This window comes from Deinococcus sp. AJ005, from assembly GCF_009017495.1.
In the GTDB taxonomy this organism is placed as follows: Bacteria; Deinococcota; Deinococci; order Deinococcales; family Deinococcaceae; genus Deinococcus.
In genome coordinates this window covers 955,211-973,758 of the sequence record NZ_CP044990.1, presented here as the reverse complement: position 1 = coordinate 973,758, position 18,548 = coordinate 955,211, and the positions used below count along the sequence as shown (strand labels likewise).

The 18,548-nt window shown below is 66.9% G+C and carries 20 protein-coding genes and 1 tRNA gene; 10 read left to right on the top strand and 11 right to left on the bottom strand.

From position 1 onward, the window contains the following. Positions 1–19 precede the first annotated feature (19 nt). Both DAAJ005_RS06575 and DAAJ005_RS06570 read left to right on the top strand, forming a co-directional pair. Positions 20–1,009 (top strand): S1C family serine protease, encoded by a 990-nt coding sequence (locus tag DAAJ005_RS06575; RefSeq protein ID WP_226342605.1) that lies wholly within the window; start codon positions 20–22, stop codon positions 1,007–1,009. 68 nt (positions 1,010–1,077) lie between these two features. Continuing rightward, a complete protein-coding gene (locus DAAJ005_RS06570) occupies positions 1,078–1,665 on the top strand; it encodes a response regulator transcription factor (RefSeq protein ID WP_151846409.1) in 588 nt (195 codons plus the stop codon). Positions 1,666–1,888: 223 nt separating this feature from the next. Here DAAJ005_RS06570 and DAAJ005_RS06565 read toward each other — a convergent pair whose 3' ends face one another. Further along, entirely contained in the window at positions 1,889–2,896 is a 1,008-nt protein-coding gene (locus tag DAAJ005_RS06565; protein ID WP_151846408.1) for an aldo/keto reductase, read from the bottom strand. 46 nt (positions 2,897–2,942) lie between these two features. Here DAAJ005_RS06565 and DAAJ005_RS06560 point away from each other — a divergent pair, with 46 nt between their 5' ends. Beyond that, entirely contained in the window at positions 2,943–3,668 is a 726-nt protein-coding gene (locus tag DAAJ005_RS06560) for a metallophosphoesterase (protein ID WP_151846407.1), read from the top strand. Here DAAJ005_RS06560 and DAAJ005_RS06555 read toward each other — a convergent pair. The 3 genes from DAAJ005_RS06555 to DAAJ005_RS06545 form a co-directional block, all read right to left on the bottom strand. Beyond that, positions 3,665–4,369, bottom strand: a complete 705-nt coding sequence (locus DAAJ005_RS06555; RefSeq protein WP_151846406.1) for a metallophosphoesterase — start codon at positions 4,367–4,369, stop codon at positions 3,665–3,667. The two genes, DAAJ005_RS06560 and DAAJ005_RS06555, sit on opposite strands and share 4 nt — an antisense overlap. A gap of 77 nt (positions 4,370–4,446) precedes the next feature. Further along, positions 4,447–4,523 (bottom strand) — tRNA-Pro (locus DAAJ005_RS06550). Between the two features lie 111 nt (positions 4,524–4,634). Beyond that, the gene (locus tag DAAJ005_RS06545) at positions 4,635–5,180 is read right to left on the bottom strand and encodes a RecX family transcriptional regulator (RefSeq protein WP_151846405.1); all 546 of its coding nucleotides are present in this window, start codon (positions 5,178–5,180) and stop codon (positions 4,635–4,637) included. A 193-nt stretch (positions 5,181–5,373) separates the two neighbouring features. Here DAAJ005_RS06545 and rpsT point away from each other — a divergent pair, with 193 nt between their 5' ends. Next, positions 5,374–5,661 carry a 30S ribosomal protein S20 gene (gene rpsT, locus DAAJ005_RS06540; RefSeq protein WP_075836198.1) on the top strand — a complete coding sequence of 96 codons (288 nt, stop codon included), beginning with the start codon at positions 5,374–5,376 and terminating at the stop codon, positions 5,659–5,661. 65 nt (positions 5,662–5,726) lie between these two features. Here the strand turns inward: rpsT and DAAJ005_RS06535 are convergent, their stop codons facing one another. The 3 genes from DAAJ005_RS06535 to DAAJ005_RS06525 form a co-directional block, all read right to left on the bottom strand. Then, the gene (locus DAAJ005_RS06535) at positions 5,727–6,092 is read right to left on the bottom strand and encodes a hypothetical protein (protein WP_151846404.1); all 366 of its coding nucleotides are present in this window, start codon (positions 6,090–6,092) and stop codon (positions 5,727–5,729) included. 78 nt (positions 6,093–6,170) lie between these two features. Next, positions 6,171–7,571, bottom strand: coding sequence for a PLP-dependent aminotransferase family protein (locus DAAJ005_RS06530; protein ID WP_151846403.1), 1,401 nt, complete (start codon positions 7,569–7,571; stop codon positions 6,171–6,173). A 65-nt stretch (positions 7,572–7,636) separates the two neighbouring features. Beyond that, positions 7,637–7,948, bottom strand: coding sequence for a hypothetical protein (locus DAAJ005_RS06525; RefSeq protein ID WP_151846402.1), 312 nt, complete (start codon positions 7,946–7,948; stop codon positions 7,637–7,639). 386 nt (positions 7,949–8,334) lie between these two features. Between DAAJ005_RS06525 and DAAJ005_RS06520 the strand changes: the two genes are divergently transcribed. Next, positions 8,335–8,550 (top strand): diguanylate cyclase, encoded by a 216-nt coding sequence (locus DAAJ005_RS06520; protein ID WP_192930888.1) that lies wholly within the window; start codon positions 8,335–8,337, stop codon positions 8,548–8,550. Between the two features lie 75 nt (positions 8,551–8,625). Here the strand turns inward: DAAJ005_RS06520 and DAAJ005_RS06515 are convergent, their stop codons facing one another. From DAAJ005_RS06515 to DAAJ005_RS06500, 4 genes are all read right to left on the bottom strand, one after another. Then, positions 8,626–9,510, bottom strand: coding sequence for a hypothetical protein (locus tag DAAJ005_RS06515; RefSeq protein WP_151846400.1), 885 nt, complete (start codon positions 9,508–9,510; stop codon positions 8,626–8,628). A gap of 111 nt (positions 9,511–9,621) precedes the next feature. Beyond that, entirely contained in the window at positions 9,622–10,041 is a 420-nt protein-coding gene (locus tag DAAJ005_RS06510; protein WP_151846399.1) for a hypothetical protein, read from the bottom strand. A 55-nt stretch (positions 10,042–10,096) separates the two neighbouring features. After that, a complete protein-coding gene (locus DAAJ005_RS06505) occupies positions 10,097–10,963 on the bottom strand; it encodes a VOC family protein (protein ID WP_151846398.1) in 867 nt (288 codons plus the stop codon). A 40-nt stretch (positions 10,964–11,003) separates the two neighbouring features. After that, positions 11,004–11,903, bottom strand: coding sequence for a fructosamine kinase family protein (locus tag DAAJ005_RS06500; RefSeq protein ID WP_151846397.1), 900 nt, complete (start codon positions 11,901–11,903; stop codon positions 11,004–11,006). A 193-nt stretch (positions 11,904–12,096) separates the two neighbouring features. Here DAAJ005_RS06500 and DAAJ005_RS06495 point away from each other — a divergent pair, with 193 nt between their 5' ends. From DAAJ005_RS06495 to DAAJ005_RS06475, 5 genes are all read left to right on the top strand, one after another. Next, complete coding sequence (locus DAAJ005_RS06495; protein WP_151846396.1) at positions 12,097–13,578, top strand: hypothetical protein; 1,482 nt, start codon at positions 12,097–12,099, stop codon at positions 13,576–13,578. A 45-nt stretch (positions 13,579–13,623) separates the two neighbouring features. Further along, positions 13,624–14,046 (top strand): methylmalonyl-CoA epimerase, encoded by a 423-nt coding sequence (gene mce, locus DAAJ005_RS06490; RefSeq protein WP_151846395.1) that lies wholly within the window; start codon positions 13,624–13,626, stop codon positions 14,044–14,046. Next, positions 14,043–14,444, top strand: coding sequence for a VanZ family protein (locus tag DAAJ005_RS06485; RefSeq protein ID WP_370519783.1), 402 nt, complete (start codon positions 14,043–14,045; stop codon positions 14,442–14,444). Before mce ends, DAAJ005_RS06485 begins: the two co-directional genes overlap by 4 nt. A 137-nt stretch (positions 14,445–14,581) precedes the next feature. After that, complete coding sequence (locus DAAJ005_RS06480; protein ID WP_370519782.1) at positions 14,582–15,520, top strand: AAA family ATPase; 939 nt, start codon at positions 14,582–14,584, stop codon at positions 15,518–15,520. 46 nt (positions 15,521–15,566) lie between these two features. Next, complete coding sequence (locus tag DAAJ005_RS06475; RefSeq protein ID WP_151846392.1) at positions 15,567–18,512, top strand: transglutaminaseTgpA domain-containing protein; 2,946 nt, start codon at positions 15,567–15,569, stop codon at positions 18,510–18,512. The last annotated feature ends 36 nt before the right edge of the window (positions 18,513–18,548 follow it).

Here is an 18,548-nt window from a genome sequence, read left to right as displayed (position 1 = left end):
CGGAGCGCACCATATGGGCATGACGAACTTTACTGATTTATCGAACAATTTGGCGGACGCGGTTGAGGCCGTATCCATGAGCATCGTTTCTGTCCATGCCGGACGGCCCATCAGCGGCACGGTGATCGGCGATGGCCTGATCCTGACTGTGGCCCATGTGCTGCACGGCGACGAAGTCATGGTGGTTACACACGATGGGCGCGAACTGAGCGCTACCGTAGCTGGCCGCGACTCTTCCAGCGATCTGGCATTGCTGAAGGTGGAGGGGCTGAATCTGTCTGCCCTGAGCGCCAGCAATGGCGTGCGCGTGGGCGAATTGCTGCTGGCGGTGGGCAGGCCACAGCACGGCGTCCAGGCCACCCTGGGCATGATGGAACGGCAACCCACGGAGGATGGCCGCTCCAGGGGGTGGCTGCCCAGCGGCGCGGCCCCCTTCCGGGGCGTCAGCGGCGGGGCACTGGTGGATGCACGCGGCGGTCTGGTGGGCGTGCTGAACGCGGGCGTATCGCGCGGCGAGTTGCTGGCCGTGCCTGTGAAGCGTGCCCTGAAAGTGGCCGACCTACTGGGCAGCACCGGGCGCGTGCCACGCGGGTATCTGGGCATTGCCACCCAGCCCGTCATGTTTCCGCAGATACAGGGAGGGGAATCCGAGAGCGGGACCCCCACCCGTGGCCCACGCGGAGGCCGGAGCCGCGAAGGCTGGGGCGGTGGACGTGGACGCGGCGGCTGGCAACGTGAAGGCTGGGAACGCGGCCCTTGGGGCGGTCAGGGTCGCTGGGGTCAGGGGGGCAAGGTTGGCCTGACCATCGTGAGCGTTGAAGCTGAAAGTCCCGCCGCACAGGCCGGACTGCTGGTGGGCGACGTGCTGCTGTCGCTGGACGGGGAAGCCGTGCGCCGTCCACCAGAATTGCTGTGGCGCGTCCGCGAACGCACAGGCCAGAGCGTCAGCGCCCGCATCCTGCGCGGCGGCCAGGAACAGGACGTGACGCTGGTGGTCGGCGAGCGCTGAGCATGGGCAGGGGCACACAGCCCAGGGCAGACGGCAGCAAGGGGCCGCCTGCCCCCTTAGCATGGGGAATGACCGCGCCCCTGACCCTGCTGCCGAGCGTGAGAATCGCGGTGGCAAACGCGGTAATGGCCGCAGGACTGGCGGCGCTGTTAACCTCGGCAGGCTTCCCGGTCACGCCTGAGCCAGAGGAAGACGTGCTGCTCGTGGACGACTCCTGGCTGGCCGATCCCGAGGCACTGGCCGACGCACCTGCCGTGGTAGCGCTGGGTTCACCGGACTGGGCCGCGCTGCTCCTCGAAGTCGTATCTGGAGGCTGGGCTGCGTTGCCTGCCGACGCCACACCCGCCGAGTTGCTGGCGGGCGTACTGGGCGCGGCGGCGGGGCTGGCAGTGTTGCCGCCGGATCAGGTGGGCGTTCTCGAAAACCCCGATGATGCCGGGGAACCGCAGCCCCCGGACATCACCCTGACGCCGCGCGAACTGGACGTGCTGAACCTGCTGGCCCTGGGCCTGAGCAACAAGCGGGCCGCGCGTGATCTGGGCGTGTCCGAGAGTACGGTCAAGTTCCACATCGCCTCGCTGTACTCCAAGCTGGGCGTCCAGAGCCGCGCCGGGGCAGTGGCGCGGGGCATCGGGTTGGGTCTGGTCAGCGTATAAAGAATGCAGAGGGCGGAATGATACGGACTTCGATTGAAAGGTGTTGGAAACACCTGGAAATCCGAACGGGCGTCCAAGCGTCCTCATGGGCGCTGTTCTGGACAAGACAGTGAGTGGGAGGAAAACGGGTTCCGGGCATGGAGTGCAGGAATCGGCGCTGTCCCGATTTCTGCGCGAGATAGACGGAATCCGTATGACAGGGTGCAAATGGCCTCCTGCTCTCCTAGCTTCGCGGCTGCGCGTACCTTCCACCCGTCGCGACACCAGGCGGAAATGTAGCGTCAATGCGCGCCAGATCGTCCGGCATGAGTTTGATCTCCAGCGCGCCCAGATTTTCTTCCAGATACTTGACGCGCTTGGTACCGGGGATGGGGACGATATTCCGGCCCTGCGCCAGCACCCAGGCCAGCGCCAGTTGCGCGGGCGTGCAACCCTTGTCGCGCGCCATCTCCTGAACCTCGGCCACCAGATCGAGGTTTTTCTGGAAGTTCTCGCCCTGAAAGCGTGGGCTGGTGCTGCGGAAGTCGTCGGGGCCGAAGTCGTCGGGGGATTTGAGCTGCCCGGTCAGGAAACCACGTCCCAGTGGGCTGTACGGCACCAGACCCACGCCCAGGTCACGGCAGGCGGCCAGCACGCTCTCGCCAGATTCGCTGTCTTCCGGGTCACGTGTCCACAGCGAATACTCGCTTTGCAGGGCAGTGATCGGGTGGATGGCGTCGGCGCGGCGCAGGGTCTCGGCGTTCACCTCCGACAGTCCCAGATAGCGCACCAGGCCGCGTTCCACCAGCTCGCCCATCGCGCCCACGGTGTCCTCGATGGGCGTTTCGGGGTCCAGACGGTGCAGGTAGTACAGATCGACGTGATCGGTTTTAAGTCGTTTCAGGCTGGCCTCGATGGACTTGCGGACATACTCGGGCCGCCCGGACAGGCTGCGCTGCATCGGGTAGCCCGGCTCGCGCACGATGCCGAATTTGGTGGCCAGCACCACGCGGTCCCGCTTGCCTTTGCCCGTCAGCCAGCGCCCCAGCAGTTCCTCGTTGGTGTGGGGACCGTAGATGTCGGCAGTGTCGAAGAACGTGACGCCCAGATCCAGTGCGCGGTTCAGCGTACGGATGTTCTCGGCCTCGTCGGTGTCGCCGTAGAACTCGCTCATGCCCATGCAGCCCAGGCCCAGGGCGGACACGCTCAGGTCGCGGAGTTTGCGGGTGGGAAGGTCAGTGCTGGGGGTCATGGGTTCACTGTAGTCCTGCTGTGGCGTCACTGCATATGCTGCCCTTATGCGGCTGGCAATCTACGGCGACGTCCATGACAATCTCCCCGCGCTGGAAGCGGCGCTGGCCGACATGGACGTGCATTCCCCCGACGCGCTTATCTGTCTGGGAGACGTGACGGCGGGCGGTGCGTGGCCGCGTGAGTGCCTTCAGTTGGTGGCTGCACTGGGCTGCCCGGTGGTGCGTGGCAACGCGGACCGGGAAGCGCTTGAAGCGCCCCAGCCCCTCCAGGTACGCGGCCTGCCCGACGAGCAGGAAATCCACGATATCGGCCAGTGGGGCGCGGCCCAGTTGACCGGGACCGAGCGCGACATTCTCCGCAGCTTCGCCCCGACGGTGGCGCTGGACGATCTGCTGTGTTTCCACGGCAGCCCCGCAAAAGACGATGAGGTACTGGACGCTGGAACAAACCATAAGCGCCTCGAAGAATTACGCGAAGAATACGGTAAGCACGCTGTCTGGATCGGCGGCCACACGCATCAGCCTCTGCTGCGAAGTCTGGACGGCTGGCGACTGCTCAACCCCGGCAGCGTGGGTTTGCCTTTCCAGAAACGGGGTGGGAAATACGTCAATCTGGCCTACGCCGAATACCTTCTGCTGGACAGCATTTCAGGTGGATGGATGCCCACTTTCCGCCGCGTTCCCTATGATCTGGCGACACTCAAAAAGGGCATTCTCGCTTCTGGGATCCCCCACGCGCAGTGGCTGGCCGACGAGTGGGTGCCGGGTTAATCCCCCGTATCCAGCAGCAGCTTAGGCGTGAATTTCAGGCCGTCCGCCGCCACCAGATGCGCGGGAATACTGTTCACATGACGCATGGATTTTTCGACAGGCACGCCATGCAGGTGGCCGTAGGCGATCAGCTCGGGCCGCGCCGCCTCAATCACGGCAGTCAGCGGATTTGGCAGGTATGGAGCGGAGGCGGGCGGATAGTGCAGCATCATCAGGAAGTGATCGCCCGGCTGCCGCAGCTTCCCCGCCGCCTCCACGCTGAGGCTCAGGCGCTGCGCCTCGCGGTTCAGCAGACGCTCGTCCTCATCGCTCAGCGCCTGATACCCCGGCGTATTCCAGCCGCGTGTGCCACACACCACGACGTTCTCGACCCGCACAGCATCGTTGTGGACCGCCAGCATTCCAGCGGGCAGCGCCGCGCGCAGCTTTGAAGGCGTGGGCCACCAGTAGTCGTGATTGCCGCGCAGCAGGATTTTGGTGCCGGGCAGTTCCGCCACCTGCGCCAGATCGGTCATGGCGTCGGGCAGGCGCATGGCCCACGACAGGTCACCGGGCAGCAAAACCAGATCGCTGGGGCGCACGATCTCGCTCCAGCGGTCGTAGATGGCCCCTGGATGCCCGGCCCACTGCGGCCCGAACACCGTCATCGGTTTGGGGGTCACGTAGGCCAGATGCAGATCGGCGATGGCAAAGACGCGCATGGATGGCTCCAGAAGAAGGGGCGAGGTGGCAGGGTAAAAAGAAGACCTCCCGCAGTGGGGAGGTCACCTTCTTCGCGTGGTCGGGGCGAAAGGATTCGAACCTTCGACCCCGTCGTCCCGAACGACGTGCGCTACCAGGCTGCGCTACGCCCCGCCACGGCTCCTGTCGCGCTGGGGGTCACGGGGGACCGCACAGCATTTCAAGTGCGTCCGGCAGTTTATCCGCCGCCCTGTGGGGTGTCAAGGCAAAACGTCGCAGGCTGCGTCACTCCTCCCTATCAACTAGTTCCTGCTGTGCTGCCCGCTCGCTCAGTTCGCGGATGGCGGGCCAGATGGCTTCACCGCCGAAGCCCCGGCGGGCCAGGAAGGCGTAGGCACTGGCCCTCGGGTCTTTCTTGCGGCAAAGCGCAGGCCAGCGGCGCTCCAGGAGTTCCAGCGCCCCGGCACGCTCGTCGTCAGGATCACGGGCCTCCAGGGTCTCACTAATCAACTCCTCACTGACGCCCCGTCGTTTGAGGGTCTGGCGTACGCGAAAGCCGCCCACGCCTCGCCGCTTGCCCTCAGTCTGGGCCACCTGTTCATCGTCCTGATAGCCCAGCTCCTGCACGCGCTTCACAACCTCCTCGATCAGTTCGGGGCTGTCGCTGCGGCGTTCCAGCTTGCCGCGCAACTCGGCCTCGGTCAGTGCGCGGCCCCCCAGCGCCCGAAAGGCATAGGCCAGCAGGGCATCGCGCAGTTCCTCGGGCGTTTTGGGGCGCACCGGACGCGCGGGCTGATCGCCTTCGGGCGGGCGGGGGCGGCGGCTTCGCATCCACCCATTTTAAGGCTTGCCCAGCACTCCCAAAGCGCGTATAGTCACGAGGTTGTCTTTGCAAAGAGGCAACCCGGCGGCACGGTCCAGCGTGACCTCGCCCCGGTGCGTGCAGCAGGGTTAGACCCTCTGGACGCCACGAGTTCCCCAACGGGGGACCGCCCCGCACAGCGGGAGAACAAGGAGAACGAACATGGCTTTACGTCACAAATCTGCCCAGAAGCGCCACCGCCAGAGCCTCAAGCGCCGCATGATCAACCGCAGCCGCAAAAGCACCATCAAGACCTTTACCAAAAAGGCGATGGCTGCCATCACCAACGGTGAGGACCTGAACGCCGCCCAGAGCAAGGCCGAGAGCCTGATCGACAAGGCCGCCAAGGGCAGCACCATGCACAAGAACACCGCCGCGCGCAAGAAGAGCCGTCTGGCCAAGGCCATCAACAAGGCCAAAGCCGCACAGGAAGGCGCAGCGCAGAGCTAAGCCACACAACCCAGGATCGGCAGGCCAGTTAAACGGCCTGCCGATCCTTTTTTGTTCCGGCAGCTCTACTTGCGCGCTTCCTTGACGTCGATGGTGCCACTGAACTTCTCCAGATCGATGGTCAGCTCGTAGTTGCCTGCGTCGCCAGTGCCCAGCACATTCAGGCCCCAATTGCCCTGGGGGCAGACCTGTCCGGCGATCTGGGTGCCTTTCGGGTCTCTCAGGCGGAAGGTGGCCGTGCCGCTGCTGACCTTGCAGGAGCCGCGCACGCCGATTTGCTGATTCTGGTCATAGACGCGGAAGGCGTACCTGTTCTCGCCCGTGGCATTGAACATGTAGGTGGGGGTCAGGGTAACGTAACCCACCCGCAGCCCGAAGGTGAGGTACAACGCGGCCAGGGCCAGCAACAACACCACGACGAGCAAACGCATCGGCGCAGTCTAACGCGAACTCCCCCGCCTTTGAAAGGGAGGTCACACTCCGCCGGGGGAATCTGCTGGGGGGGGCGCTCAGATGGAGGCAGCCACCAGCCGGACGCCGCGCCGGATGTTGTCGGGCGGCAGGTGCGCGAAGGCCAGCAGCACGGCAGGCTGTCCGCCACTGGCCGAGAGGGGCGCGACGGCTGACAGCGCCACCCCGCGCAGCGCAGCCGCCGCCACGGCCTGCGTTTCGCTCATGCCAGCAGGGAGACGGACATGAACATGCAGCCCAGAGGCCACGCCCCGGACCTCCCAGTCAGGCAACCACTCGGCCAGGGCCGCCAGCAGAACCTCATGCCGGTGGGCGATCAGTTGCCGCGCCCGGCGCAGATGCCGCGCGTAAGCCCCAGAATCCAGCACGTCCGCCAGTGCCAGGGCGTCCAGCGTGCCGGGGGCGCGGTCCGTTAGGGGGCGCGTGCGGGCCAGCACGCGCAGGACCGGGGGCGGAGCCACCAGAAAACCGCTGCGGGTGGCGGGGGCCAGACTTTTGCTGAAGCTACCCAGCAGGATCACGCGGTCCGGGGCCAGCCCCTGCATCACGGGCAACGGGCGGCCTGTGTGGTGCAGGTCGGCGGCGTAGTCGTCTTCCAGAATAAAGGCATTGCCGTGCCGTGCCCAGAGGATCAGTTCGGCGCGGCGGGCAGCCCCCAGGGTCACTCCGGTGGGGTACTGGCAGCCGGGGGTCAGGTACAGCAATGTGGCCTGCGGGGGCAGATGCTGGGGCTGGAGTCCTCCTCCATCCACGGCCACCGGGACCACCGCCGCCCCAGTTGCGGCCAGCGCCGCACGTGCGCCCGGATAGGTGGGGTCTTCCACCACCGCCACCCGCCCCGGCTCCAGAAACACGCGGGCCAGGGCGTCCAGAGCGGACTGCGTACCGCCCGTGAGCATCACCATCTCGGGCGTGACCCGGGCGCCACGCGCCGCATTCAGGTAAGCGGACAGGGCGCGGCGGGTCTCCAGCGGTCCCAGCGGATCAGAGAGCCGCCCCTCCTGCGTCCGCCTGCCCAGTCGCCCCGCCTGACGGGCCAGCGCCGCCGTCCAGGCCGCCTCCGGGTACAGTTCCGGCACCGGCTGGCCCACACGGAAATCCACAGCGTAGTCGCCTCCCGCGTCGTCCACGCCGCCCGACAGCGCGCGGGTGGCCCAGGCGCTGAGCGGCAGGTCATCCAGGGGCTGCGTCCCTTCCGGGAAAGAGGCGGGCACGCACACCACCGTGCCGCTGCGGCCCTGCACCCGCAGATAGCCCTCGGCCTCCAGCCCCGCCAGCGCGTCCACCAGCGTATTGCGCGAGACCCCCAGCGCCCCGGCCAGACGGCGGTGACCGGGCAGTCGGGTGCCCCCCGGTAGCAGACCGCCCGTTATGGCGTCGCGCAGGGTGCGGGCCACGCGGGCGTGCAGGGCCTCACCGGGCAGTGGAGGGACCAGCATCAGTTCGCCCCCGCTCTCAGCCGCTCCCCGCCCGCCCAGTGCCTTTACATCCAGCGCCTTCACATTCAGCGCGAAAACTCCCGCTCCAGCCAGCGCCAATCCCCGCCCTCGGCCTCCAGCGCCTGCCCGGCCAGTGCCAGAAAACGGTCCCGCGCCGCCTGGGCTTCGGGCAGGGTCAGGCCGTGGGCCGCCGGATCGGCCAGCAGTTCGCGAATCAGCGGATACAGGGGCTGTTCGGGATACGCCTTGCCCTTCACGCTGAGTTCGGCGGGCCACTTGAGCAGGTAATCCAGCGCGTAGGGACCGGGTTCCAGCACGCAGCCGCCGGGGTAGGGGATGCGGCCTGGGGCGGGGAAGGTGACGGCGGGATCAGACATGGGCAAAGGGTAGCGCGGTGAGAGTGGGTTGGAAGGCGAACCCGTCCCCTACAGAGCTGTAAAGCTGCCCCGACAAGCGGTGCAAATAGCGAGCGGTGCAAACGGTACAGACGCCGATTCAAAGGTGTGGGCCTTACGCGAAACCCAGAAAAGATGTGGGCTATATTTTTCGGAAAGTGACGTTGAGGGAGGGGGACAAAAGGGCCTCCTGCCTCCCAGTGCGGCCTGAACGCGACAACAATCAGCCGCTGTCTGAAGCAAGTGCGGAGACGGAAGACTTGCCGCTTTACCCAGTCCCGCACCCAGCGCCCATAAGTGGTTCGGGCAGTTGAAAGGGTCCAGTGAGAGGAAAAGAAGCGCTGGAACTTTTCTTGCAGGTCAGGCATTTGAGCGTGACATTGGGCAGCATCGAGGGCGAGGCCAATGCACTCCTTAACATCGGGGCAACGTACATCAGCCTGGGGGCGGCGGTCTCGCAGTTGAATCCCGACACGTTGGCGGTCCAGGACGTGATGCAAAGCGCCGACGACGCGCTGTACGCTGCAAAGTACGCGGGCCGCAACCGGGTGGAGATCCGGCAGGTGAAGGCGTCCGCCGGGTAACGGGGCGTCCAGCTTAAATGAGGGGGGCTGTCCCAGCCTCAACTTTCCAGACCGTCCGCAGAGGATTCAAGACGGCTAGACCCCGCAGCCCGTTTCCAGCGGCGTATTCGTCAATCCGCGCGCAGGCGTCCACTCCTGCACGCTGTAGGACGATCCCTCGTAATAGGCCCCGAAAAGAACCAGTTCCATCTGGCCGTCGCCGTTCAGATCCGCGACCCCGGCCAGCCGGATCACAGTCGCCAGCGGACGGGTCTCGAAGGTGTCGTCGGGTTTCAAGGGCGTTTGCGGCGCAACGTCTGCGCCCAGCGTGAGGGTCAGCACCTGCCCGCGCACCACATGGCGCAGCAGCACGATGGAATAGTCGCCCGGCTGCCCAACAGACGGCGGAAAAATGCCGGAGCGTTCGATGTAATACGTCGCCTCGATGATCACTTCCTGCGTGCCGTCGCCGTCCAGATCAGCGCGGGTCAGGCCCACGAGCTGCACGTTCGGATTCCTGATGCCGCGTTTGATCAGCTCTGCGCGCACGATCTGGCGGTAGGTCTCGTTCCCCGTGGGCAGGGTATTGACGGGCCGGGGCCGCGCGTTCAGGGCCGCAGCGGTGAACAGTTGAAACTGATCAGAGGTCCGGGTGGGGTTGACCGATACGGCGTAGGCATCCGCGCACGGCTCACCGAAGGATTCGGGTTTGCCCCCCACGACAGGCACGGCAGGGCCGCCCAGACTGCGGCGCAGGTATTTTTCCTTTCCCTTCAGGCGCAGCAAGGTCTCTTTCACGGTCAGCCAGCGCCCGCTGGCCGCTGCGCCCAGCAGTTGCGCCTGATCGTCGCCGGGTGCCTGGATCAGCATCGGGGAAAAGCCAGCCAGGATCGGGGAGACGGGCGCCGTAGTCTGGCCTCCTGCCCCGGTCATCAGAAGTGCGCCGCCAAGCAGCAGGGTCCGCCGCAGAAAGTGGTTCATGCACCAGCGTACCCGTTTGGGCAGGCTTGCGCTTCGATTCGGCGGGGGTAGCGTGGGGCGGGCGAGAACAGCCGCAAGTGCCGTGACGTGCGGAGCAACTGCGCCTTAGCTTTACGTCCCGGCTTCCACAACGTACGGCTTCAAAACAGCCGAAGTTTCGCCCGACAACCCTGGAAAGCTGTAGATGCCCCCACTGAGCCAGGATTCGGAAGTCTGATAGGGCGTGACCCCATGAACAGCACCGACCAGTTCGTCATGCGGGGCCAGATACCACTGGTCCTGATCCTGAAACGCCAGCCAGTGATCCCCGCCCAGCATGTCTTTACGCAGCAGCAGACGACCGGAGACACGCACGCGAACTTCCTCACTGCCGCCCACGTGGCGCATGGAAAAGTGGGTGTATGTGTCGGGGTTCCATGCCGTGAGATATCCGTACTCCCCGAGGATCGCCGCCAGCTCCTGATAGCGGAGTTGCTGCCTCTCTGGGGCGGAAACGCTGGCACGGTCCATTTTTTCGAACTTCAGGATCATGCCCAAAGCTAATGGGCAGTGAGTAACAACTTTCTGACGGGGCGAGGCGTGGCTTTCAGGCCGTCTGCCGCACCGTGATCTGGTTGCCCCAGGGATCGCGCAGGCCGAGAGTGTCGCCGCTGTCCTGCACGTCAATCTGGTCTTTGAGATGAAAGCGCAGCCCCGCCAGATCAGGGGTCAGGAATTCCACCTCGTCCAGCCCCAGTGCGGGTGTCTGCGGGGCCGTCTGCCCCCTTGTGTGCCATTCGTTCAGACCGACGTGGTGGTGATACCCGCCCCACGACATGAACACGGCGCTGCCCAGGTCCGCCATCAGGTCCAGCCCCAGCGTGTCGCAGTAGAACCGGGCAGCCTGTTCGGCGCTGCCGACTTTCAGGTGGACGTGGCCCAGCACGGTTCCAGCGGGCGCTCCGGCATAGGCGGGCGCGTCGGCCAAGGTGCCTGCATTTAATCCGGCGCTGCTCAGCACGGCTCCTGAATCCACCGCCACGGTATCCATCTGCACCTGCCCGTTCTCGAAGGTCCAGGTGTCGCGCGGGCGGTCCGCGTAGACCTCGATGCCGTTGCCGTCGGGATCGCTCAGGTAGAACGCCTCACTGACCAGATGATCGCCGCTGCCGATGCGTAGCCCCATCTGTGCGGCATGCGCCAGCCAGCGACCCAGATCGGCCCGCGTGGGCAGCAGGAATGCCGTGTGGTACAACCCCGGACGCGAGACGGAGGCAGGGGGTAAATCGGCGGCCCGCAGCCGCAGCAGCGGCGTGCCGTGCGCGCCCAGCGTGACCTCCTCAGCCGTTTCCGCCAGGACACCCAGACCCAGCAGGCTCCCGTAAAAAGTTTGCAGGCGCGGCAGATCGGCGGTCAGCAGCGTGACTGCACCGACACTGGTGATGGCGGGCAGGATCAGGGAAGGCGTGGTCATCCTCCCATTCTCCTCTGAATACTTTATAAAGTCAATCGATTTACAAATTTAGAACTGTGTTCAGTGTGGCGCGGGTGCGGCCCAGATATCCGCTTCCGAACATGTTGACGTGGGCCAGAAGGGGATACAGGTTCCATAAGTTGGCACGGTCCTGCCAGCCAGGTGCGGGCGGGAAGGCTTCGGCATAGGCGTCGAAAACCCGCTCAGGCACGCCGCCGAACAGCTTCATGGCCGCCAGATCAACCTCGCGGTGGCTGTAGGCGGCGGCTGGATCAATCAGGGCTGGCCCCGCCGCCGTGTACAGCAGATTGCCGTGCCACATATCGCCGTGGACGAGGCTGGGCGGCTCGGTGGGAATCAGGCCGGGCAGCCGCTGGCGTAGGGCCTCGAACCTGTCCGTGTCTTCCCCCGACAGATGCTCCTGCGCCAGCCGTAACTGGGGCTGCAAGCGGGCGTTCCAGAAGAAGTCGGCGGCGCTCTGAAAGGGCGGATTGAACTGCGGCAGCATTCCGAAATAGTTGTCCGCCGTGCCGCCGAATCCGGGGACCATGGCGCTGTGCAGGGCGGCCAGCCCCCGACCCAGCGCTTCCTGACTCTGTGCCTCATAACCTTGCGACGTTTCAGCCACTGGCGGCAGGTAACTTTGAAGCAGGTATTGCCAGCCCCCTGGCGCGTCGCCGTAAGCGATGACATCCGGCACGAGCAGTCCAGCCGGGCGGCGCAACGCGGCTTCCCGCAGCAGGCCCAGGTCCTGCGCCTCCGCAAAAAAGAGGTGCGGCAGGGCGCGGCGGCTGGCCTTCAGGACACAATCTCCCCGCCCGGTGCGGAGGCGGTACACGTCGCTGATGTCCCCACCGCTCAGGGGCGTGGCCTCCAGAATCGGGCCTCCCAGGTGGTGATGCAGCAGTGGCATCAGCGATGGAGCGATGGAGCGGGACATGGCCGCAGTCTGCCATGCACATGGGGAACGTATCCGAAGCGCATATTGATCTCTCTGCTTGATTTCTGTGCTTAATCTCTGTGCTTGATCGCTCTGCACCTAAAGATGGACGCCGCCAGGACCATTCACGCGGTATTTACTCAGATGAGTACACGCCATCCATTCATCCCTGTCTGTCGCCGGAGGTTTGCCTATGGTTCAGTCCGCCGTTCAATCGCTCAGAAATGCGTTGGAGGGAGTGCTGGGACTGGCCCTGCCCGCCGGAATCATGCTGGCGGCGCTGCTGCTGGCCCTGCTGTTGATCGGGCTGCTGGACCGCGCCCGCTTTCAGGCCGGGCTGGGCTGGGCGGCCTCGCACCTGGCCACGCTGGGGCGCTGGGCGCTGGCGGCGCTGGCGCTGGGAGCCGGGCTGCTGGCGCTGGACGTGGCCCGCCGCGCGGTGGATGTCCGGCTGGGCACCCAGCAGAATGCGCGCTACGCCAACGCCGCCGACCCGGACGGTGGGCAGACCGTCCAGAGCGCGCCCCGCGTGACCCTGCTTCAGGACACCACCTACACCCGCAGCCTGAGTCTGCCGCCGGAAGTCTTCGCGCGAATCAATGTGCAGGGCGGCCTGGAACCGCTGCTGCCGTACTTCGGTTCCCCCGATTCTGCCGGGGTCAGGGATTTCCGCGAGAATTTCGTGCGGCGCGGCAACACGCTGGTCTACACCCGCGAGGTCACCTTGCAGACCGAGCAGCCCGTCAACGTGGACACCACCGCCATCACCACGGACCTCAAATTCGTTGATCCGGCAGGGGGGCGCGGTTCTTATTACAACGCCGTCTTCAACGCGGATTACACCTTTACCAACCCGCTGAAGACGGCAGCCACCCTGCGCTTCGACTTTCCCCTGCCGGTGGGCAGCGGCACCCTCAGCAACTTCCGCCTGACGGTGGACGGTCAGGAATTCCGCGCGGGCGATCTGACCGAGGGCAGCCAGTGGCAGGGTGAGGTGGCGGCGGAGAAAACGGTGAAGGTGAACGTGACCTACCGCAACCAGGGGGCGCGGAGTTGGAGTTACGCGCTGGGCGGGCGGCGCGAGGCGATCAAGGCGTTCGACCTGAGCGTGAACGCGGACCGCCCCGCCAAATTTGGGCGCTACACGCTGTTTCCTACCTCTCAGGTGCGCGGCGTGCTGGGCGGACAGCAGACGCTGAAATGGCAGCTTCAGGACGTGATCACCGCGCAGGACGTACAGGTCATCTTCACGGGCGGCAACCTGCGCGAGACGCTGGGCAAGGTGGGCCACGCCGCGCCCGTCGCCGTGCTGCTGGCCGCCCTGCTCGCCCTGGCCTGGGCCGCCACCCGTCGCCTGCGCCTGTTGCCCCTGCCGCTGGCCGCCGCATTGATCGGCCTGAGCGTAGGTCTGGTGCTGGGCAGCGTGCTGACCGCCTATCTGCCCGTCTGGCTGGCCGAGATTTTAGGCGTTGTGGCTGGAGTCGCTCTGGGAACGCTGGCATTGGGCCGTCCCTTCGCGCTGCCACTGACCCTGGCAGGCGTGCTTCCGCTGGCCTTCCTGAGCGGCGGCAACGCGGGCCTGCTGCTGACCCTGCTGGCCGCGCTGACCCTGGTGCTGTTGCTGCGGCCTGGGCTGGAGCGGGGAGGCTGGCGTCCCAGGCGGCTTGCACCCTGAACGCTGCCCTTTCCGCAGGACCAGCGGCTGGCGTAGGCTGAAGCGATGTCTGTCACGCATTTGGATCATGTCGCCGTCGCCACCCCCGATCTGGACACCGGAAGCGCCCCGTATCTGGCGCTGGGCCTGCACCCCGAGGGGCCGGACGAGGACGTGCAGACCCAGGGCGTGCGTGTGCGTGCCTTTCAGGTGGGCGAGACCCTGATCGAGTTGCTGATGCCCACCCGCCCCGACAGCCCGATTGCCGCCTACCTTGAGAAACGTGGACCGGGCCTGCATCACACCGCCTACCGCGTGGCCGATCTGGACGCCGAGATGACCCGTCTACGCAGCGAGGGCGCACGCTTCCTGAGCGAAGCACCCACGCCAGGCCGGGCCGGAACGCGGGTGGCCTTTCTGCATCCCAAATGGGGCGCGGGAACGCTGATCGAACTGGTGGAACACCCCCGCGACCCGGACTGGGTTTGACGCCGCCCGCAACCTCTTCCCGCTTCCGGGCCGTGTGGTGGCTGATCTCTCTGGGCATCATGGGAACGATCTGGTGGCTGAGCAGCAGCGCCGACACGCCGGGACCACCGCTGGTGCATCCGCTGGACTGGATCGCCCACTTCACCGCGTATTTTGCGCTGGCATACACGCTGGGCCGGGCGACGGGGCGGCGGGACATCGCCCTGCTGATCGCGGTGTGGTGGGGCGCGTTGGACGAGGTACATCAGGCATTCGTGCCGGGCCGCGATGCGGGCGTCATCGACTGGCTGTTCGATCTGGCCGGGGCGTGGATCGGCTCGCGCTGGGCGACGCGGCGCAGGGGCACGCGGGAGGATGGAGAAGGGGACGCAGAGACGGTTCGCAATCAGACGTGGTAGTGCCCTAGAGAGCAGAGTCCCAGTGGACTGGCTGAGCTGGGTTGTCGAGGTCAGGGAGAGCCGTTAGTCCTCCCGTCTCCTCCGTCGCAGTTCTGTCAGACCCCGCCCGCTAGGCTGCATTCAGAATGATGCGCGCCGTGACCCCTGCCTCCCCGTCCCTCTCGCACGCAGAGACCTTAAAGGCCGCGCTGGCGCAGCTCGACGGCGTGATTCTGGGCAAGCCGGGGCAGATTCGGCTGGCGGTGGCCTGCCTGCTGGCGCGCGGGCACCTGCTGATCGAGGACCAGCCGGGGGTGGGCAAGACCACGCTGGCCGGGGCGCTGGCCCGCACCTTCGGGCTGGACTTCCGGCGCGTGCAGTTCACCGCCGATCTGCTGCCCGCCGATCTGACCGGCATCAGCGTGTGGGACGCGCCCAATTCGGCCTTCCGTTTTCATCAGGGGCCAGTCTTCAGCGAGGTCCTGCTGGCCGACGAGATCAACCGCGCCACCCCCCGCACCCAGGGCGCGCTGCTGGAAGCGATGGAGGAACGGCAGGTCAGCGAGGGCGGCGTGACCCGGCCCCTGCCTGATCCCTTCTTCGTGATCGCCACGCAGAACCCGGCGGCCTTCGTGGGCACCTCGCCGCTGCCCGAGGCGCAACTGGACCGTTTTCTGATGACCGTCACGCTGGGCTACCCGGACCCGCGTGCCGAGCGCACCCTGCTGGAAACCGGGGGCCGCAGCCAGAGCGTGCGTGATCTGGGGGCCGTTCTGGACGCCCCCACCCTGCTCCAGATGCAGCGTGAGGTGGACGATATTCACGCCGCCGCGCCGCTACTGGATTACCTGCAACTGCTGGCCCGCGCCACCCGCGAGCATCCGGGGCTGGGTGCCGGCCTCAGCCCGCGCGCGTTGCTGGCGCTGCTGGCTGCCGCCCGTGCCTGGGCCTACCTTGCAGGCCGCCCGATGGCCCTGCCCGAGGATGTGCAGGCCGTTTTTCCCGCGCTGGCCGCCCACCGTCTGCCCGTGCGCGGTCCGGGTGTAGATGTGGCGGGGTTGATCTCCCGGATGCTGGCGGACACGCCGATTCCGTGAGGCAGACAGCGCAAAAAGGCTCGCACCAGTCGGCTTTCTCCGTCCCATGACCGCAGATCAGACCCAGAAGGCAGAGCGCCCAGCAACTCCTCTCGCCTCTCCACGCACTTCAGGCCCGACGCTTTCTCTGCGGCCCACCCGCTTTGGCCTCGCGTTTCTGCTGCTGGTCACGCTGACCCTGGTGGGCTGCATCAACTACGGCCTGAGCCTGGGCTACGGCCTGACCTTTCTGCTGGGCGGCGTGTGGGTCATGGCCTCTACCGGGGTGGCCCGCGCCGCACGGCAGGTGCGCCTGAGCCTGAGCGCGCCCATTGAAGCCAGTGCTGGCGGTGAAGCGCTGTTCACCCTGTCGGTCACTTCAACGGTGGCGGGTGCAGTCACGGTCAATCTGAAAAGCAGCGCGGGCGATATCCGCACCGTGACCCTGCGCGTAGCAGCAGGAGAGGTCCGCACCCTGACTGTGCCGGTTCCCGCCCGCACACGCGGCCCGCTGACGCTGACGGCCTCTGCCCCTGCCGCGCTGGATTTTCTGGGCTTGTGGGCGGCGGGTCTGGCTGCGCCCTTGCCAGTCACGGTCAACGTCGCCCCGGCCCCGGAGACGAACGCGCCCCCCGCGCCCCCGCGCACGGTGCCGGGTCTGGAGGGCAGCCACAGCCGCACGCGCGGCGACGAGGAATTCGCTGGCCTGCGTCCCTACACCCCCGGCGACTCGCCCCGGCAGATTTCTTGGCGGCATGTGGCCCGCACCGGCAACCTGCTGACCCGAGAAACCGACGCCGCGCAGGGCCAGGTGCGTCTGCTGGACTGGGCGGATACTGGAGGTATTTCCGGGGGGGATACAGAGGCCCGCCTCTCCCGACTGGCCGCCTGGGTGAGGGAGATGGACCACGCGGGCCTGCCCTTCGCGCTCAAGCTGCCCGGTGCGGCGCTGGCAGCAGGCAGTGGCGAGACGCAACGGCTGGCCGCCCTGACGCTGCTGGCGGGTGTTTCCCCCTTCCCTCCAGCCACGCCTCCCGCCCGTCTCAAGCTGCTGGCGGCCACCGACACCGACGCCTTGCGGGTCACGCTGCTGGCGCTGGCGTTTACCCTCGTGCCGGGGGTGCTGCGGCAGCCGCTGTGGGATTCGGCACTGGTGGCGGGGCTGCTGACATACGGGGCATTTCGCACGCGCCGCCCACTGTCCATGCGCCCTTTGCCTGCCATTCCCACCTGGCTGCTGGGGGTGGTGGCCGGACTGGCCGCCGTGGGCCTGAACGCCACGTACGGCACGCTGCTGGGCAGTGCCGCTGGAACCGCGCTGCTGGGACTGCTGGTGGCCCTCAAGACCGCCGAGAGCCACGGCAGGCGCGACGGCCACCTGCTGGTGCTGCTGGGGCTGTTCGTCGCCAGCACGCACTTTTTCCACGGGCAGGGACCGCTGACCGCCCTGCACGCCGTTCTCAGCGCGGCGCTGTTGTTGGCAGCGGCCTCGCGTTGGACCGCGCCAACGCGCACTGATCTCAAGGAAAGCAGCCGGGAGAATGAGGCGGACCTGCCAGCCAACCTGATCCGCAGCGGCGGACTGCTGGCGCTGGCCGTGCCGCTGGCGCTGACGCTGTTCGTGCTGTTCCCCCGCCCAGAAAGCCCACTGTGGCAACTGCCAGTTCAGGGCGGGGCCAGCACCGGCCTGTCCAACGAGATTCGCGCCGGGGAGTACAGCAATCTGGCGCAGAACCGCGCGGTGGCCTTTCGTGCCGACTTCACGGGCGCATTGCCCCCCCCGGATCAGCGCTACTGGCGCGGCCCGGTCTATGAAGCCTATGACGGCCAGTCCTGGAAACAGGTGCGGATCGGCGGACCGTCTGCCAGCGTCGAACCGCTGGCGGGGAGGGCGGCCTGGAATTACACGCTGACGCTGGAACCGTCCGGCAATCCCTGGCTGCTGGCGCTGGACACCCCGCTGCAACTTCCCCAGGGCGCATTCCTGACCACTGCGTTTCAGGCCGTGACCCAGCGCCCGATCAGCGCCCGTCGCCGCGTGACCCTGGAAAGTCGCCCGGCCCGGCTGGGGGTCAGCGAGAACATACAGCGCCTGCAATTTGACCTGTCGCTGCCCGCCGGGCAGAGTCCACGCGCTGCCGTGCTGGGCGAAAGCTGGCGCGGTCTGCCGCCCCAGGGGCGCATCGAGGCGGGGCTGGATTACCTGCGCCAGGGCGGCTTCTCGTACACCCTCTCGCCGCCGCTGCTGCCCGCGCAGGACCGGGTGGACGCCTTCCTGTTCGGCACAAAACAGGGCTTTTGCGAACACTACGCGCAGTCCTTTGTTTTCCTGATGCGCGCCGCCGGACTGCCCGCCCGGATTGTCGGCGGCTACCTGGGCGGCGAGGTCAATCCCGATGGCGGCTACCTGATCGTGCGCCAGCAGGACGCCCACGCCTGGGCCGAGGTCTGGATGCAGGGCCAGGGCTGGCAGCGCGTGGACCCCACCGCCGTGGTGGCCCCCGCCCGCGTGAATGCCGGGCTGTCCACCGCCCTGACCCAGCCTCAGGCACAGGCCGCCGCCGCCGCCACTTCCCTGAGCCGTCTGGGCCTGCGGCTGGACGCCCTGCAAAACCGCTGGAACGATCTGGTCGTGGGTTATGACGGTGGGCAACAACAGGCGCTGCTCTCGCGGGTGGGCTTGGGCGGCGTCGGTTCGGCGGCGTATCTGGCAGTGTTGCCGCTGCTGCTGGGGCTGGCGCTGCTGCCCGCGCTGTGGTGGTTGCGGCAGGGCGCGCGCCCGCGTGATCCTGCTGCCCGCGCCCTGCATGACCTGACCGTGCGTCTGGGCCTGCCCCGCGCCCCCGGCGAAACCCCCAGCGCTTACGCTGCCCGTGCCGCCGCTGCCCGCCCCCATTTGGCCCCCGCTCTGGATGAGGTGGTCCGCGCCTATCAGGTGGCCCGCTACGCGCCGGGCGACGCGGCAGAGGCTCTAAAGACGCTGGCGCTAGCGCTGCGGAAGGTCAAACGGTAGTCGCCAATCCAGATGCAGGACGAGAAATCTTCCCCT